Annotated in this window: 11 protein-coding genes; 3 read left to right on the forward strand and 8 right to left on the reverse strand. The window is 66.3% G+C overall.

The window, feature by feature from the left end; genetic code table 11:
- The first annotated feature begins 149 nt into the window (after positions 1-149).
- Positions 150-1,496: an IS5-like element ISBj5_B family transposase gene (locus tag AAFG50_RS32565; protein WP_011084757.1), complete on the forward strand. Its 1,347-nt coding sequence runs from the start codon at positions 150-152 to the stop codon at positions 1,494-1,496.
- A 239-nt stretch (positions 1,497-1,735) separates the two neighbouring features.
- On the opposite strand, the gene AAFG50_RS32570 is transcribed toward AAFG50_RS32565, so the two are convergent.
- Positions 1,736-1,915 (reverse strand): hypothetical protein, encoded by a 180-nt coding sequence (locus AAFG50_RS32570; RefSeq protein ID WP_028176235.1) that lies wholly within the window; start codon positions 1,913-1,915, stop codon positions 1,736-1,738.
- Between the two features lie 188 nt (positions 1,916-2,103).
- On the opposite strand from AAFG50_RS32570, the gene AAFG50_RS32575 reads away from it, so the two are divergent.
- Together AAFG50_RS32575 and AAFG50_RS32580 are read left to right on the forward strand one after the other, a co-directional pair.
- Positions 2,104-3,933, forward strand: coding sequence for an aminopeptidase P family protein (locus tag AAFG50_RS32575; RefSeq protein WP_028176236.1), 1,830 nt, complete (start codon positions 2,104-2,106; stop codon positions 3,931-3,933).
- A gap of 359 nt (positions 3,934-4,292) precedes the next feature.
- Positions 4,293-5,570, forward strand: coding sequence for a multidrug effflux MFS transporter (locus AAFG50_RS32580; RefSeq protein WP_028176237.1), 1,278 nt, complete (start codon positions 4,293-4,295; stop codon positions 5,568-5,570).
- A 102-nt stretch (positions 5,571-5,672) separates the two neighbouring features.
- Here the strand turns inward: AAFG50_RS32580 and ligA are convergent, their stop codons facing one another.
- The 7 genes from ligA to AAFG50_RS32615 form a co-directional block, all read right to left on the reverse strand.
- Positions 5,673-7,820 (reverse strand): NAD-dependent DNA ligase LigA, encoded by a 2,148-nt coding sequence (gene ligA, locus AAFG50_RS32585; protein WP_028176238.1) that lies wholly within the window; start codon positions 7,818-7,820, stop codon positions 5,673-5,675.
- A gap of 160 nt (positions 7,821-7,980) precedes the next feature.
- Positions 7,981-9,654 carry a DNA repair protein RecN gene (gene recN, locus AAFG50_RS32590; RefSeq protein ID WP_028176239.1) on the reverse strand — a complete coding sequence of 558 codons (1,674 nt, stop codon included), beginning with the start codon at positions 9,652-9,654 and terminating at the stop codon, positions 7,981-7,983.
- A gap of 13 nt (positions 9,655-9,667) precedes the next feature.
- Positions 9,668-10,558, reverse strand: coding sequence for an outer membrane protein assembly factor BamD (locus tag AAFG50_RS32595; RefSeq protein ID WP_028176240.1), 891 nt, complete (start codon positions 10,556-10,558; stop codon positions 9,668-9,670).
- A gap of 247 nt (positions 10,559-10,805) precedes the next feature.
- Positions 10,806-11,768: a UDP-3-O-acyl-N-acetylglucosamine deacetylase gene (gene lpxC / locus AAFG50_RS32600; protein ID WP_011089335.1), complete on the reverse strand. Its 963-nt coding sequence runs from the start codon at positions 11,766-11,768 to the stop codon at positions 10,806-10,808.
- A 357-nt stretch (positions 11,769-12,125) separates the two neighbouring features.
- The gene (ftsZ, locus tag AAFG50_RS32605) at positions 12,126-13,931 is read right to left on the reverse strand and encodes a cell division protein FtsZ (protein ID WP_011089336.1); all 1,806 of its coding nucleotides are present in this window, start codon (positions 13,929-13,931) and stop codon (positions 12,126-12,128) included.
- 87 nt (positions 13,932-14,018) lie between these two features.
- The gene (ftsA, locus tag AAFG50_RS32610) at positions 14,019-15,341 is read right to left on the reverse strand and encodes a cell division protein FtsA (protein WP_011089337.1); all 1,323 of its coding nucleotides are present in this window, start codon (positions 15,339-15,341) and stop codon (positions 14,019-14,021) included.
- Positions 15,338-16,366 (reverse strand): cell division protein FtsQ/DivIB, encoded by a 1,029-nt coding sequence (locus AAFG50_RS32615; protein WP_028176241.1) that lies wholly within the window; start codon positions 16,364-16,366, stop codon positions 15,338-15,340. Before AAFG50_RS32615 ends, ftsA begins: the two co-directional genes overlap by 4 nt.
- Positions 16,367-16,597: the final 231 nt, after the last annotated feature.

Genomic DNA, 16,597 nt, shown 5'->3' on the forward strand with positions numbered 1-16,597 from the left:
AAGCCACTGATCGGGAATCTCGATTTGGGCTAAGGGGCATTTCCAGATTGCAAGGTTTTGATGCTTTGGGCGTCAGAACCTTGCGATTTGGTTTTCGTGGATTCCCTCGAAGCGGGAAGCATGATTCCTTGTCTGCATCGGAGGGAACGATGCGGCCGAAGAAGCACAAGACGACGGGATCGAACGATCTGTTCCGGGCTCGGCTCGACCAGATCATCAATATGAAGCACGAGCTGGTTCTGCTCGCCGGCAAGGTCGATTGGGACTGGATCGACGGCGAGATCGCGCCGCTCTACAGCGAGAACGGCAGGCCCGGGATCGAGACGCGCTTCATGATCGGTCTGCTGTTGCTCAAGCACATTTACGGGCTGTCCGATGAGGAGGTGTGCGAGCGCTGGGTCCATGACCCATACTTCCAGTTCTTCACCGGGGAAGAGTTCTTTCAGCACACGTTCCCGCACGAGCGCTCGGACCTGAGCCATTGGCGCAAGCGGCTTGGCGACAAGCTGGAGTTGCTGCTGGCCGAGAGCTTGCGGGTAGCGCACGAGGCCGGTGCATTACGCAGCCAGGACCTCAAGCGGGTTACGGTCGACACCACGGTGCAGCCGAAGGCCATCACCTTTCCGACCGATGCCAAGCTGCTGCATGCGGCCATCAAGGGGCTCAACCGCCTGGCGATCAGGCACGGCGTCAGGCTGCGGCAATCCTATGCTCGCATCGCCAAGGCCGCCGCGATGATGGCCGGCCGCTACGCCCATGCCAAACAGTTCAGGCGGCATCAGCGGCAGTTGCGTATCCTGCGTAGCCGGCTGGGCCGGATCATCCGCGACATCCGCCGCAAGATCGAAGGCCAGCCAGCACTGGAGCAGGCGTTCGCCCTCCCGCTCGGCCGGGCCACGCAGATCCGCTCGCAGCAGCAGCGCCAGCGCGGCTGGAAGCTCTATTCCTTCCATGCCCCGGAAGTGGAGTGCATCGGCAAGGGCAAGGCCAGCGCGCCTTACGAGTTCGGCGTGAAGGCCTCCATCGTCACCAACAACCGCCGGGCTCCCGGTGGCCTGTTCGTGCTGCACGCCAGCGCACTGCCCGACAACCCCTACGACGGTCACACCTTGCGGGACGTCATTGACCGCACCGAGACACTCACCGGCTGTCCGATCGAGCGGGCCTATGTCGACAAGGGATACCGCGGCCACGACGCACAAAATCCCCGTCGCGTCTTCATCTCCGGCCAGAAGCGCGGCGTTTTCGGTGTCATCAAGCGCGAGCTGCGCCGCCGCTCCGCCATCGAGCCCATCATCGGACACCTGAAGGCGGAAGGCCACCTCGGGCGCTGCTACCTCAAAGGCCGCGCCGGCGATGCCGCCAACGTCGTCCTCTCAGCCGTCGGACACAACTTCCGCCGCATCCTCGCCTGGCTGAGATATCTCTTGTGCCTGTTCCTGGCCCAGCTATGGCGCACGCTCGCCCGGCCAGCCTCGATCAATCCGGCTTCTTAACGGACGACTGATCAAGCATCCGCGACGGCGGTGTGCTCCCTCGCCCCGCCCTTGTCCGCCGAAGCTGTGGCGAAGGCGGATGCGGGGCCGCGACGAGCTTCGCTCGCGCTGAGAGGGTTGGGGTGAGGGGGAGTCTCCACGGGGGCGGTGAGAACTGGACTCGCGGAGAGTCCCCCTCACCCGGATTGCTTCGCAATCCGACCTCTCCCCGCAAGCGGGGCGAGGTGAACAAACACCGCCTACTCCGCCGGCTTCTCGTCCCGGCGCATCGCGCGCTCGCCCTGCAGCGTGCGCCGGGCGCGGCGCTCGGCGAAACGGTCGATCATCTGGCTGATGAGACCGCGCGGCTTCTTCGGTGTGGTTGCGGCCGGGGCCCGGCGGGCCGGCGGCGAAATCTTCTCAAACGTGAACGCTGGCATCGTGTGTCCCCTCGCCGTTGAGTAGAAACACTTGCTCGAATTTCCCTGTTATCCGGACGGAGCTCAAAGGCCGCATCCCTTTACTCCACTCGACTCAAGCGGAACTTTTTCAAGCACAGTCCATGCCAGATGCGCCGCGAATGCGTCCACATTGCGGAGCGATCCCCATAATCCTAAAGTGGTCCACCATGTTCGAAGCACACTTCCAGACATTCGAAGAGCCCGAGGCCGGCGTCGCATTGACGGCGCGCCTTGCGGCGCTCCGCGAAGAACTCGCCCGCCGCAAGCTGACCGGCTTCGTCATTCCGCGCGCCGACCAGCAGCAGAATGAATATGTGGCGCCCTCGGAAGAGCGGCTCGCCTGGCTGACCGGCTTCACCGGATCGGCGGGACTGGCGGTGGTGCTGACCCGCGAAGCCGCATTGTTCGTGGACGGCCGCTACACGATCCAGGCGGCCAAGCAGGTCGACGCAAAGGCCTGGGCGGTGGAATCGCTGATCGACCCGCCGCCGGAGAGCTGGGTGTCGGCGCATCTGAAAGCCGGCGACCGCCTCGGATTTGACCCATGGTTGCACACTTTTGCGGCAGCCGAGCGCCTCGCCGCCGCCTGCACCAAGGCCGGCGCCGAGCTGGTGGCGGTCGACAGCAACCCGGTGGACGCGGTCTGGCACGACCGGCCGCAGCCGCCGCTTGCTCCCGTCGCCGTGCACGGAGTGCAACATGCCGGCATCGGCGAGGCCGAGAAGCTGGCGCAGATCAAAAGCGAGATCACCAAGCTCGGCGCCGATGCGCTGGTGCTGTCGGACAGTCATGCGGTGGCCTGGACTTTCAACATCCGCGGCGCCGACGTCGCGCATACCCCGCTGCCGCTGTCCTACGCGCTGGTGCCGAAGGACGGCCGGCCGACCATCTTCATCGACCACCGCAAGCTCTCCAACCTGACGCGCGACCATCTCGAGCAATCGGCCGACGTGCGCGAGCCCGATGCGATGGCGCCGACGCTGATGGCGCTGGCCAAGAGCGGCGCCGCGATCGCGCTCGACAATGCCACCGCGGCCGACGCGCTGAGCCGGCTGATCGCCGGCGCCGGCGGCAAGCCGGTGCGCGGCAGCGATCCGATTGCGCTGCTCAAGGCGGTCAAGAACGCGACCGAGATCAAGGGCACGCAGACGGCGCATCGCCGCGATGCCGTGGCGCTGGCGCGTTTCCTCGCCTTCATCGATCGCGAGGCGCCCAGCGGCAAGCTCACCGAGATCGACGCGGTGGAGGCGCTGGAGACACTCCGCCGCGACACCGGCGCGCTGAAGGACGTGTCGTTCCCGACAATATCGGGCACCGGCCCGAACGGCGCCATCGTGCACTACCGCGTCACCCGCAAGAGCAACCGGCGCATCGCGCCCGGCGACCTGCTGCTGATCGATTCCGGCGCGCAATATGAAGACGGCACCACCGACGTGACGCGCACCATGGCGATCGGCGAGCCCACGGGCGAGATGCGCGACCGCTTCACCCGCGTGCTGCGCGGCCACATCGCGATCGCGCGCGCGATCTTCCCCGACGGCACCAATGGCGCGCAGCTCGACACGCTGGCGCGGCAATATCTCTGGGCCGCCGGCGTCGATTTCGAGCACGGCACCGGCCATGGCGTCGGCAGCTATCTCAGTGTTCACGAAGGACCGGCGCGGATCTCGAAGCTCGGCACCACGCCGCTGAAGCGCGGCATGATCCTCTCCAACGAGCCCGGCTACTATAAGACCGACGGTTTCGGCATCCGCATCGAGAACCTCGAGCTGGTCGTCGCCGCCGACATCAAGGGCGCCGAGAAGCCGATGAACGCGTTCGAGACGCTGACCCTGGCACCGATCGACCGCCGGCTGATCGATGTCGCCATGCTGACCAAAGACGAGCTCGACTGGCTCAATGCCTACCACGCGCGTGTGCGGGCCGAGGTAGGGCCGGCGCTGGACGAGGCAACGAAGGCGTGGCTCGATCAGGCGACGGCGGAGCTGAAGGCGTAAGGTCGTCATTCAGAGTGCAGCGCATAGCACTACGCGATTTGTGCAAGGCTATTCCCTCACCCACAGCCGTCATGCCCCGCCACCGGGTCTCGCCTTCGGCGAGCCCGATGACAGGCTCCGGCGGGGCATCCAGTACGCCGCAGCGTCTCCGTATCCCACTTCCGTCCCTGGAATACTGGATTCCCCGCCTTCGCGGGGAGTGACACCGCATTGGTGGAACGAGACGTGCGACCCAGTCGGTCTCCATCGCGCTGTTATTATAACCGTCCCAAAATCCGAATAGCCGCATTCCGAAACGCCGATATCCGTCTTGCGCGAGCACGCTACAGTCCGATTCGAACTGTCAGAGACGGACACGCATGCACGGCATGATCAGCAGGCCGCCGGAAGCGGCAATGAAGAGCATCGCGACCTCGCGCGTGGTGTTGCTGCTGCTCGTCGTCATGACCGGCATTGCGCCGATCTCGCTCTACATGCTGGTTCCGGCGCTGCCGGTGCTGGCGACGAACTTCGGCAGCGACATCTCGGTCGCGCAGATGACGGTGTCGCTCTTCATGGTCGGCATCGCCTGCTCGCAGCTGATCATGGGGCCGCTGTCGGACAAGTTCGGGCGGCGCCCGGTGCTGCTCGCGGGGCTCGCGCTGATGGTGGCGGCGAGCGTTGCCTGCATCTTCGCGCAGAACCTGCCGCAACTGATCGCCGCACGCTTCTTCCAGGCGCTGGGCGGCGCCACCGGCATGGTGGTGAGCCGCGCCATCATCCGCGACATCTACGAGCGCCAGCGCGTCGCCTCCATGATCAGCCTCGTCGTCGCGGCCCTGATGATCGGACAGATGCTCTCGCCGCTCACCGGCGGCCTGATCGAGACCGCGTTCGGCTGGCGCGCGATCTTCTACGCCATCACCATCGGCGCAGTTGCGGTCGCCGTCGGCATCGCCGTGGCGCTGCCGGAAACGCGTCGCGGCCGCGCCGCCGGCAGCGGCTTTCGCGCCGACATCGGCACCCTGATCAGGAACCGCGCCTTCGTCGGCTACGTGATGTGCCAGGTGCTGGCCTCGCAGATCATCTTCACCTTCGCCGGCGGCGGCCCCTACATCGTGGTGACGCAGATGGGCCGCAGCAGCGCCGAATACGGCGCGTGGTTTGCTACGTCAGGCTTTGCGTATCTCGTCGGCAATCTGCTCTGCGTGCGCTTTGCGCCGCGCCATTCGCTGGAAAAGCTGATCTGGTTCGGGCTCGGTCTTCAGCTCGGCGGCAGCCTTTTGAACCTGTTCTGGAGTTTCGCCGGCTGGAATGAAGCGCCCGCCTGGCTGTTCGGCACGCAGATGATCGTGATGGCCGGCAATGCCTTCGTGATGGCGAATTCCGCCGCCGGCGCGATCAGCATCCGCCCCGAAGCGGCCGGCACCGCGTCGGGCGCGATGGGCTTCCTCCAGCAGGGCATCGGCGCGCTGATGTCGCAATTCGGCGCCTATCTCGGCGGCCACTCCTCAACGACACTGCCGCTGACCTCCGCCGTGCTCGCGATCTCGCTGCTCTGCGCCTGCATGATGATCTTCGTCGTCCCCCGCCGCGAGGTCGTGGTGAGCGAGGAATTGATCGAACAGGCGGAAGAGGAAGAGAGCGGGATGATGTGAGGGGTTTTCTCCGTCATTCCGGGGCGCCTCAAAGAGGCGAACCCGGAATCTCGAGATTCCGGGTTCGATGCTTCGCATCGCCCCGGAATGACGGAATCAAGATCACTCCCCGATCAGCTTCAGCCACTCGTCTTCGGTCAGCACCTTGACGCCGTGCTTGTTGGCCTCGGCGAGCTTCGAGCCGGCGCCCGGGCCGGCGACGACGAGATCGGTCTTCTTCGACACCGAGCCCGACACCTTGGCGCCGAGCCGCTCAGCGGTGGCCTTGGCTTCATCCCGCGTCATCTTCTCCAGCGAGCCCGTGAACACCACGGTCTTGCCGGCGACGGCCGAGTTGCTCTTCGGCTTCTCGGCGTCGACGATCTCGACCTCCTTGGTCAGGCGCTCGACGATGCCGCGGTTGTGGCTCTCGCCGAAATAATCGGCGATGCTCTTGATCACGGTGTCGCCGATCTGGTCGAGCGCATCCATGTCCGCCATCGCCTCCTCGTCGCCCTTGGCGACCTTGAGGCAGGCGTCGTGGAACGCCTCCCAGGAGCCGTAGCCGCGCGCCAGCGCCAGCGCGGTGGTCTCGCCGACATGGCGCATGCCGAGCGCATAGACGAAGCGCTCGAGCGCGATTCTGCGCCGGCTCTCGATGGCGGCGAAGAGGTTGCGCACGGAGGTGGCGCCGTAACCCTCGATCTCCTCGAGCTTGAGTTTCGCGTTGCGCTTCTCCAGCGTGAAGATGTCGGCGGGCTCTTTCACAAAACCTTCGTCGAAGAAATACTGGAGCTGCTTCTCGCCGAGGCCGTCGATGTCGAAGGCGCGCCGCGACACGAACAGCTTGAGGTGCTCGATCTTCTGATAGGGGCAGGCGAACTCGCCGGTGCAGCGGGCGCGCGAGCCCTCTTCGCCCGCGGCCGTCTCCTCGCGCGTGACGTCGGTGTGCAGCGGGCACGGGCACGTCTTGGGGAAGTGGAATTCCCTGGCAGTCTTCGGCCGCTTGTCGAGGACGACGTCGACCACCTGCGGGATGACGTCGCCGGCGCGCTGGATCACGACGGTGTCGCCGATCCTGATGTCGCGCCCCTCGCGCAGCACCTCGCCCTTGTTGCCGATGCCCTTGATGTAGTCCTCATTGTGCAACGTGACGTTCTGCACGATCACGCCGCCGACGCCGACCGGTTCGAGCTTGCCGACCGGCGTGAACGAGCCGGTACGGCCGACCTGTATCTCGATGTCGCGCAGGACCGTCATGGCCTGCTCGGCGGGGAATTTGTGCGCGATGCCCCAGCGCGGCGTGCGCGAGACGAAGCCGAGCCGTTCCTGCCAGTCGATGCGGTCGACCTTGTAGACGACGCCGTCGATGTCGTAGTCGAGCTCGGCGCGCTCTTCCTCGATCCTCTGATGGAACGCGATCAGCTCCTCGACCGAGTGGCACAGCCTAGTCAGCGGATTGGTCTTGAAGCCGCAGCGCTCGAACCAGTGGATCATGCTGGTCTGCGTCTCCTCCGGCATCGCGCTCATCTCGCCCCAGGCATAGGCGAAGAAGCCGAGGGGGCGTGAGGCGGTGATGGTCGGATCCTTCTGGCGGAGCGATCCCGCAGCCGAGTTGCGCGGATTGGCGAAGATCGTATCGCCGGCGGCCTTCTGCCGCTCGTTGAGCGCGAGGAACGCCTTCTTGGTCATGTAGACCTCGCCGCGCACCTCGCAGATGTCGGGGACATTGCGGCCCCTCAGCTTCTGCGGCACGTCTTCGAGGGTGCGGATATTGGCGGTGACATCCTCGCCCTCCGCACCGTCACCGCGCGTCGCGGCGGTGACGAGCTCGCCGCCCTCATAGCGCAGCGACATCGAGAGACCGTCGATCTTCGGCTCGGCGGAGAAGTCGATCTTGTCGTCGTCGAGCTTCAGGAAGCGCACGATGCGGCCGACGAAGTCGCGCACGTCCTCTTCGGCAAAGGCGTTGTCGAGCGACAGCATGGGGACGGCATGCCGGACCTTCCTGAAGCGGCCTGACGGCGCCGCGCCGACCTTCTGCGAGGGCGATTCCGCGCTGACGAATTCCGGAAAGCGTTTTTCGATCGCATTGAAGCGCTGGCGCAGCGCGTCGTATTCGGCGTCGGTGACGGTGGGCGCGTCATCCTGATAGTAGCGCTTGTCATGCCCTTCGAGCTCCAGCGCGAGCCGCATGAGCTCGACCTTGGCCTGCGCCTTGGTGAGCTCGGCGACGTCACGGAGCGGTTTGGATTTTGCTGCTCTTGCCATGGTGCTTGGATACGACGGAGCGGGCGGGAGGGTAAAGGCGGGAAAAGTCTCGTGCCCCGGACGCGGCGCAGCGCTTCTTCAGCGGTGCGCCGCAGAGCCGGGGCCCATGTGGCGGCATTCTGGGTCCCGGCTCGCGCTGCGCGCGTCCGGGACAAGTGAATCAGGCCGTCGCCGCCTTGAGCAGCCGGTCCGCGGCCGCCCGTGCCTCGGCGGTGATCTCGGCGCCGGCGAGCATGCGGGCGATCTCCTCGCGGCGGTGGTCGGCGGCCAGCGCGTTGACGCGGGTGGCGACGCGCTTGCCCTTGTCGAGGGCGTCCTTGGAGATGAGCAGATGCTGGTCGGCCCGCGCGGCGACCTGCGGGGCGTGGGTCACGGCCATCACCTGGACCTTGCCGGCAAGCCGCGCCAGGCGCCCGCCGATGGCGTCGGCCACCGCGCCGCCGACGCCGGTGTCGATTTCGTCGAACACGAGCGTCGGCGCCGAGCCGCGGTCGGACAGCACGACCTTGAGCGCCAGGAGAAAGCGCGACAGCTCGCCGCCGGAGGCGACCTTCATCAGCGGGCCCGGCTTGGTGCCCGGATTGGTCTGCACCCAGAACTCGACGCGATCAAAACCTTGCGGCCCCGGCGCGGCCTCGTCGGTCTCGACCTGGGTCATGAATTTCGCGCGCTCGAGCTTGAGCGGGGCGAGCTCGGCATTGACGGCCTTGTTGAGCTTCTCGGCCGATTTCTGCCGCGCCATCGACAGTTTCTTGGCGGCCGCGGCATAGCGGCTATCTGCCTCGATCGCAGCCTGCTCCAGCTTCTTCAGGCGCGAGGCACCGGCATCGATCAGCACGACGTCGGCGGCGTATTTGGCGGCGAGCGCGGCGAGCCCGTCGACCGGCGTGGAATATTTGCGCGAGGCGGCGCGCAGGGCGAACAGGCGTTCCTCGATGCGTTCGAGCTCGGCCGGATCGAAATCGGTTGCGGCGAGCGCGGCCTGAAGATGCTGGTCGGCTTCCTCCAGCGCGTTGATCGCGGCGTCGATCGCCTTGACCGCGGGCTCGACCAGCGCCGGCGAATTGACGCCGCGGCGCTCCAGCCGGCGCACCGCGGCCGACAGCGCCGCGACCGGAGAGTGGTTGCCGCCCACCGCCTCCTGCGCCTCGCGCAGGTCGGAGGCGATCTTCTCGCCCTGCATCATCGTGGTCCGGCGGGACGCCAGCGAGGTCTCCTCGCCGTCCTTGGGGGCGAGCTGCTTCAGCTCGTCGGAGGCGTGGCGCAGGTAGTCGGCCTCGCGCGCGGCCCGCTCCATGCCGGCGCGATGCTCCTCCAACTCGGTGTTGGCGGTGCGGCGCGCATCCCAAAGCGACTCAACGACTGCAACGTCCTTCTCGAGGCCGGAAAAGGCATCGAGCAGGCGGCGGTGCGTGGCGGCATCGACCAGCGCGCGCTCGTCATGCTGGCCGTGAATCTCGACCAGAGCGGCGCCGACCGCTTTCAGCGTCTGCACACTGATCGACTGGTCGTTGATGAAGGCGCGGGTGCGGCCGTCGGCGAGCTGGACGCGGCGGAGAATCATCTCGCCGGTGTCGTCGAGACCGTTCTCGGCGAGGATTGCCGCCGCGGGGTGATTTTTGGGGATATCGAAGACGGCCGTGACCTGCCCCTGCTCCGCGCCGTGGCGCACGAGGCCGGCGTCGCCGCGGCCGCCGAGCGCCAGCGCAAAGGCATCGAGGAGGATGGATTTGCCCGCACCGGTCTCGCCGGTCAAAACCGCGAGGCCCGTCGCGAATTCGATATCGAGCCGTTCGATCAGGACGATGTCACGGATCGACAGACGCGCTAGCATGGAACCAAATTTCCTAGCCGAGGCCCATTTTCTTGAAGGTCTTGCTGATCCAGGACCCCTGATTCTCGCTCGGCTCGAGACCACCCGATTTTACAAGATTATAGGCGTCCTTGTACCAACGGCTGTCAGGAAAATTGTGGCCAAGCACAGCGGCCGCGGTCTGCGCCTCGCCGACGATGCCGATCGCCATATAGGCTTCGGTCAGCCGGTAGAGCGCCTCCTCGACATGGCGCGTGGTCTGGTACTGCGTGACCACGGCCTTGTAGCGGTTGATAGCCGCCGTGTAGTCGCGCTTCTGCATGTAATAGCGGCCGACGTTCATTTCCTTGCCGGCGAGCTGGTCGCGCGCGCCCTCGATCTTGGCCTTGGCCGAGGTCGCGTATTCGGACGTCGGATATTTGCGGATCACCTCTTCCAGCGAGGCGATCGCCTTCTCGGTGCGGCTCTGGTCGCGGCTGATGTCCGGGATCTGGTCGTAATGCGAGGCGGCGATCAGGTATTGCGCATAGGCCGCGTCCGGGCTGCCGGGATGCAGCGTGACATAGCGAGTGGCAGCGCCGATGCAGCCGTCATAGTCGCCGCCCTGATAGGACGCATAGGCGGACATCAGCAACGATTTGCGGGCCCAGTCGGAATAAGGATGCTGGCGGTCGACCTCTTCGAACTTCTTGTTCGCCGCCTTCATGTCCTTCTTTTCGTTCATGAGGTACAGGCCCTCATTGTAGATCTTGTCGGCGGGCTCCTCGACGAAGGTGTCGTCCTTGGCGGTGAACTTGTCCCAGAGCGCGCCGGTGCCGCAGCCGGCCAGCGGCAGCGCGAGCATGATGAAGGTGACGGCCTGAAGCCCCCCGCGCGCGCGAGGCGAGATCGAGAGATATCCGCGCGTCATACGCTGTGCCGACATGAGTTTTAAGCCCTGACGCCCTGTGATGCGGTGCCTGCCAGCCCACGAACCCCGTCATGGGCGCGAAATGTTGCCGTGGTGCCTGCCATGCGACCACGCCGATGTATCCGAAAAACGATCGTTAACCAACCGTATGGGCAGGCATTTCGCCCGGATTAAGGCGAACGTGCCGCAATGCTAGTCGATCATGGTTACCAGGAGTTTCCCGGGGACAGCCGCCGCCAGACGCCCGCGGCCACAGGTGTCTTCAGGACACGTCCGGCCCGTAGGCCGCGGCAATCCGGCCGCCGACGATACCGCGACCGGTTTCGGCCACGGGACGCGTGGTGCGGCGGACCGCCTCGCCCTCGACCACCCGCCAGGCGGTACGATCGGCAAGCAGCGCGGTCAGAACGGCGTGGTTGAGCTTGTGGCCGCCGCGCACCGAGCGGTAGGCGCCAAGCAGCGGCAGGCCGGCCAGCGCGAGGTCGCCGATCACGTCCAGCACCTTGTGGCGGACGCATTCGTCGGCGTAGCGCAGGCCCTCGGTGTTGAGCAGCCGCTCATCGTCGAACACGACGGTGTTGTCGAAGGAGGCGCCGAGCGCGTAGCCCGCGCTCCAGAGCCGGGCGACGTCGCACATCAGGCCGAACGTCCGGGCGCGGCCGACTTCGCGGCGGAAACGTTCCGGGTTGAGGTCGAAGGCGTAGCTCTGCCGACCGATGACGGGGTTGGCGAAATCGATCTCGACCTCGGCGCGGAACCCGTTGGCGTGGGGCCGGATCTCGCCGAAGGAGTCGCCGATCTTGACCGAGATCGGCTTCAAAACCTGAATGAAGCGGCGCTGCGCCGGCTGGGTGACGATGCCGGCCTGCTCGATCGCCGCAATGAAGGCCGCGGCGCTGCCGTCCATGATCGGCACTTCCGGCCCGTCGATCTCGATAGCTGCGTTGTCAACGCCCATACCCCGCAGCGCAGCAAGCACGTGCTCGGCGGTCGAGACCAGCGGACCGTCGCGGTCGCCGAGGACGGTGGCGAGATCGGTCGCGATCACCTGCTCGGCGGTCGCCTGAACTTCGCGGTCACTCCCCTCAAGGCCGGTACGGACAAAAACAAAACCTGCGTCGACAGGCGCAGGTCCAAGCGTGAGGGTGACGGGAAGACCGGAATGAACGCCGACGCCAACCACGGTGGCTTGCGCACGAAGCGTTGTTTGCCGGCTAAATTTCATCAGGAACCGCCCCACTACGACCACTGCGACTTATACAAACCTGACAGACTGGCCAAGGCCGCCGTCCGAATCCGTATCCCCAAGTCACGGCAAACCATAGTCACTGCCTCAAACAGCGCCAACTCACGCTTTTTTACCGATTGTTACCCCAAACCTGCCGTATTCGCGCCAAGGCTTAACCAAATTGCACCGAGGTTTTGGGCTGCTGCCGGCGGTTTTACTGAACCACCCAATGCATAATTAATGATTTAAAATCAGTTGCTTGGCCATGCAATCCGGGCATGCCCGGTGAAAATGGAAAGGCCCCGGCAAGCTTGCTGCCGGGGCCTCTTTGCGTCTGCCTTATTGTAACAATCCTCAGGTCGCCTGACGCCGCAGGAAGGCCGGGATATCAAGATGGTCGTCACCCTGTGGCGCCGGCGCAACAGGCGCGGAACGGCCATGCACGTCGAGGCCCTGCGGCGCGGGACGCCGCGCATACTCCGATACCGGTTCGGTGGCCGCGATCTGCTGTGCCACGCTCTTCTGCGGACGACGCTCCGGCAGCGGCGGTATCGCCGGACCAGCGGTGCGGGCGGCGACCGGCGGCTCACTCTCCTCGTCGCGGCGGCCAAGGCCGACATTGGCGAGGCGCTGGAGCAGCGACAGGCGGGTCTTCTGCGGGGTCTCTTCTTCGACTTCGCCGCGGGCCTGACGAATCTCGGCCTGGGCCGGCATCGGCAGCTCCTCGAGGCGCGGCATCCGCGGCGCACGCATCGGCGCACGCTCGGCCTGCGGCGGGATGAAGGTTTCCGGCGTCATCGGCTCCTGCATCGCGACCGGGGCCTGCTCAGGCTCCGGGAACAAGGTCGGCTTCTGCGCGATCGGGCGCACGGTGACGTCGCCATAGGTCTGCATCGGCGCGGGCGCCTGCGGAACGTCGGCAACGGCAGCCGCGATGGCGGCGAGCGCAGCACGCTCGACGTTCGGACGCGGCGCCACCGGCGCGGCAGCGGCCGGCGCGAATCCAGACACCGGGGCCTGCGCATCCAGCTTCTGGGCACGTTCGGCCAGGCGCTGGTTGTCCGCACGCAGACGCGCGGTCAGGTCGGCGAGACGGCTCTCGGCGGCGGCGGCCGGAGCTGCGGGAGCCTGCTGCACCTGCGGCGCTGCGTTCGCGACCGGAGCGGAGGTAGCCTGGCTGTTGCGGGCGATCGCGGCCTGCTCGATGCCGGTGGCGACGACCGAGACGCGGATCAGGCCATCGAGCGCTTCGTCGAAGGTGGCGCCGACGATGATGTTGGCGTCCTGGTCGACTTCCTCGCGAATGCGGGTTGCGGCCTCGTCGACCTCGAACAGCGTGAGGTCCTTGCCGCCGGTGATGGAGATGAGGAGGCCCTTGGCGCCCTTCATCGAGCTATCGTCGATCAGCGGGTTGGCGATCGCGGCTTCCGCGGCGGTCAGCGCGCGCTTGTCGCCGGAGGCCTCGCCGGTGCCCATCATCGCCTTGCCCATCTCCCTCATCACCGCTCTCACGTCGGCGAAGTCGAGGTTGATCAGGCCTTCCTTGACCATCAGGTCGGTGATGCAGGCGACGCCCGAATAGAGCACCTGGTCGGCCATCGCGAAGGCGTCGGCGAAGGTGGTCTTCTCGTTGGCAACCCGGAACAGGTTCTGGTTCGGGATGATCAGGAGCGTGTCGACAACCTTGTGCAGCTCGTTGATGCCGGCTTCGGCGGTGCGCATGCGGCGGCCGCCTTCGAAGTGGAACGGCTTGGTGACGACGCCGACGGTGAGGATGCCCATGTCGCGCGCAGTCTTGGCGATGACGGGAGCAGCGCCGGTGCCGGTGCCGCCGCCCATGCCGGCCGTGACGAACACCATGTTGGCGCCCGAGAGATGGTCGCGCAGCTCGTCGATCACCTCTTCCGCCGCCGCGGCGCCGACGTTCGGCTGCGAGCCGGCGCCGAGACCTTGCGTGACCGCCGTGCCCATCTGCACGATGCGCTGCGCCTTCGACATCGTCAGCGCCTGCGCGTCGGTGTTGGCGACGACGAAGTCGACGCCCTGCAGGCCCGCCGTGATCATGTTGTTGACGGCGTTGCCGCCGGCGCCGCCGACGCCGAACACGGTGATCCGGGGCTTCAGTTCGTGAATGTCAGGAACATTGATGCTGATGGTCATGTTTGCCTCTCGATCACGCGCGCGTGGGTTCGCCCCGGCCGGCGGCCGCGGGAGTTGGTGAAAATGAGAAATTGCGGAAAGGAGTCATCAGAAGCCCTCGCGTAGCCATCGTCCAACCTTTCCGAAATAACCGCCGGTCCCTGTCCTGACCTGCTGCCGCGTATGCCGCGGTTCGACATGCTCCTGGTGAACATATTGCGGGTAGACGAGGAGTCCGGCGGGCACCGCGAACGCGGCGTTCTTCGCCTCGTTGGGCAGCCGGCCGAAGCCGAGCGGACGTCCGACCCGCACGGGCCGGCCGAGAATCTGTGTTCCGAGTTCGACGAGACCGGTCAGTTGCGAGGCGCCGCCCGAGAGCACGACGCGGCCGTTGGGCTCTGATGCGAAGGGCGAATCCTTCAACCGGTCCCGGACCATTTCGAAGATTTCCTCGGCACGGTGCTTGACGATGTTGGCGATGGTAGCGCGGGAGACGATCTGTGGCAGATCCTGCTCGTCACCGGCTGTCGGCACAGACATCAGCTCACGCGAGTCCGATCCGCCGGTGATGACGGTCCCGTATAACGTCTTGATTCGCTCGGCATCGGCAATGGTCGCGGACAGTCCGCGCGCGAGATCCATCGTGATGTGTTGCCCGCCGACCGCAAAACCGGCCGCGTGCACGAAGCGGCCGCCGGCATAGACCGCCATCGTGGTGGTGCCCGCGCCCATCTCGACGACGGCCGCGCCGAGATCGGCCTCGTCGTCGGTCAGCACCGACAGGCCGGCGACATAGGGGCTCGCCGCCATGGCTTCGACATTGATGTGGCAGCGCTCCACCGCGAGCATCAGGTTCCGCGCCACGGTGGCGTCACAGGTGACGACGTTCATGTCGACACCGAACTGATGCGCGACCATGCCGCGGGGATCGCGGATGCCCTTGACGCCGTCGAGCGTGTAGCCGACCGGCAGCGCGTGCAGCACGGTGCGGCCCTCGCCGGTGGCGTGGCGCATGCCGGTGGAAGTGACGCGGCTGACGTCGGCCGGCGTCACGGCGCCGCCGCGGATGTCGGCGGCGGCTTCGACCAGCTGGCCGGAGAGCCGGCCGCCGGAGACCGAGAGCAGCACGGACTCGACCCGCACCTTGGCCATCTTCTCCGCAAGCCCGACGGCCTGGCGCACCGCCTGCTCGCATTCGCCGAGATCGACCACCGCGCCGGCCTTCATGCCGCGCGACTGGATCTGGCTGTAACCGATCAGCTCCACCGCGTGGGTGCGGCCGCGCAACGCCTCGCTCGGCGCCGACGGCTTCAGCCGCGCGATCATGCAGGCGATCTTGCTGGTGCCGATGTCGAGACAGGCGACGAGCCCGCCGCGCTTGTGCGGCATCTGGCGCGTCTTCGGCGTCTGGGTGCGATCGAGACCGGTCATGCAGCGTCCCCGGCCTTCTTTTTCTTCTTGTCCTTGAACTGCTCTTCGCGCGCCTTGGCGGCGTCCTCGGACAGCTGCACCACCAGGCGATCGGGCAGGCGCATGTCGACGGCGACGATGTCGCGGGAGAACAGCTTGTCTTCCTTGTCGAGCCTGGACAGCATCGCAAGCGCGTTGCCGACGTCCTGCTCGGGCAGGCGGATGTCGAGGCCGTCCTTGAGCCTCAGGTTCCAGCGCCGCTCGCCGACGAAGATCGCGGCCTTGGTGATCGAGTTGACCTGCGGATAGCGCGCCAGCAGCGCGAGAAAATCGCGGGCCTGCGTGTCGGCGCCCTTGCCGACCACGAGCGGCAGCGACAGGAACCGGCGCGAGACATAGGGCTCGAGCACGGCGCCGTCATCGGCGATGACGGAGAGGCGGCCGGCCTCCTGCCACAGCGCGAACGCCTTGCGCTCGGTCAGCTCGATCATGAGCTGGCCCGGATAGAGCTTGAGCACGGTCGCATCCGCGATCCAGGGATTGGCCTTGAGCTTGTCGCGCACGGCGTCGGCGTCGAGGAACAGCAGCGAGGAACGGCCGCTGACGCCGCCGATCGCGAGGATCTCGTCCTGGGTGAGCTGCTTGCGGCCGTTGATCACGACGGAGGTGATGCGGAAGCCGGCGGAATTGGCCATCGCGTTGCGGGCGTCGCTGACCGCCGTGACGAAGTCCTGGAGATGGCCTCCCTTGACGATGCCGAAGCCGCAGCTGCCGATCAGCAGCAGCACGGTCATGCTGATCCCGACCCGGCGCGGCAGATAGCGCTCGACCAGCGCGACCACGCGCGGCGGCGGCTCGCGCTCGACCACGGCCTTCGCTTTGATCTTGTCCTTGGCGGCAGCGCGTGCGGCGTGAAGTCTTTCCTGGCGCTTGTCCTGCACCCACTCGCGCAGAAGCACGACCGCTCCGATAGCGGCCGCCTTCAGATCAGCTTGGGGCCTCAGCGATCTGAAAAACGACCGGGTGAGGCTTCCTGCACCATCCATTGCACGAGCTCGTCAACAGTTTGCCCGCGACATCGCGCGGGTCCTGGCGAACATGACGTCTCGGACTTGCCGGGTCGGATCAGCAGACGAAGCCTCTCCCATCAAAGCGTTCGCTGGAGGTGACATCACCCGCAACAGCTCACGCGCCGGCAGCCAAAGCGCCATGTGCGCCGCCAGCGTTAACCTTCGGATGTCCTGGTAAACAAAAGGTAAAGTTCGTTAACGCGGGAC

It is taken from the genome of Bradyrhizobium sp. B039, from assembly GCF_038965675.1.
In the GTDB taxonomy this organism is placed as follows: domain Bacteria; phylum Pseudomonadota; class Alphaproteobacteria; order Rhizobiales; family Xanthobacteraceae; genus Bradyrhizobium; species Bradyrhizobium diazoefficiens.

What these genes read in the sequence shown, in the direction of transcription:
- AAFG50_RS32565 (WP_011084757.1), top strand. Translation starts at nt 150, where the DNA reads ATGCGGCCGAAGAAGCACAAGACGACGGGATCGAACGATCTGTTCCGG.
- AAFG50_RS32570 (WP_028176235.1), bottom strand. Translation starts at nt 1,915, where the DNA reads ATGCCAGCGTTCACGTTTGAGAAGATTTCGCCGCCGGCCCGCCGGGCC.
- AAFG50_RS32575 (WP_028176236.1), top strand. Translation starts at nt 2,104, where the DNA reads ATGTTCGAAGCACACTTCCAGACATTCGAAGAGCCCGAGGCCGGCGTC.
- AAFG50_RS32580 (WP_028176237.1), top strand. Translation starts at nt 4,293, where the DNA reads ATGCACGGCATGATCAGCAGGCCGCCGGAAGCGGCAATGAAGAGCATC.
- ligA (WP_028176238.1), bottom strand. Translation starts at nt 7,820, where the DNA reads ATGGCAAGAGCAGCAAAATCCAAACCGCTCCGTGACGTCGCCGAGCTC.
- recN (WP_028176239.1), bottom strand. Translation starts at nt 9,654, where the DNA reads ATGCTAGCGCGTCTGTCGATCCGTGACATCGTCCTGATCGAACGGCTC.
- AAFG50_RS32595 (WP_028176240.1), bottom strand. Translation starts at nt 10,558, where the DNA reads ATGTCGGCACAGCGTATGACGCGCGGATATCTCTCGATCTCGCCTCGC.
- lpxC (WP_011089335.1), bottom strand. Translation starts at nt 11,768, where the DNA reads ATGAAATTTAGCCGGCAAACAACGCTTCGTGCGCAAGCCACCGTGGTT.
- ftsZ (WP_011089336.1), bottom strand. Translation starts at nt 13,931, where the DNA reads ATGACCATCAGCATCAATGTTCCTGACATTCACGAACTGAAGCCCCGG.
- ftsA (WP_011089337.1), bottom strand. Translation starts at nt 15,341, where the DNA reads ATGACCGGTCTCGATCGCACCCAGACGCCGAAGACGCGCCAGATGCCG.
- AAFG50_RS32615 (WP_028176241.1), bottom strand. Translation starts at nt 16,366, where the DNA reads ATGGATGGTGCAGGAAGCCTCACCCGGTCGTTTTTCAGATCGCTGAGG.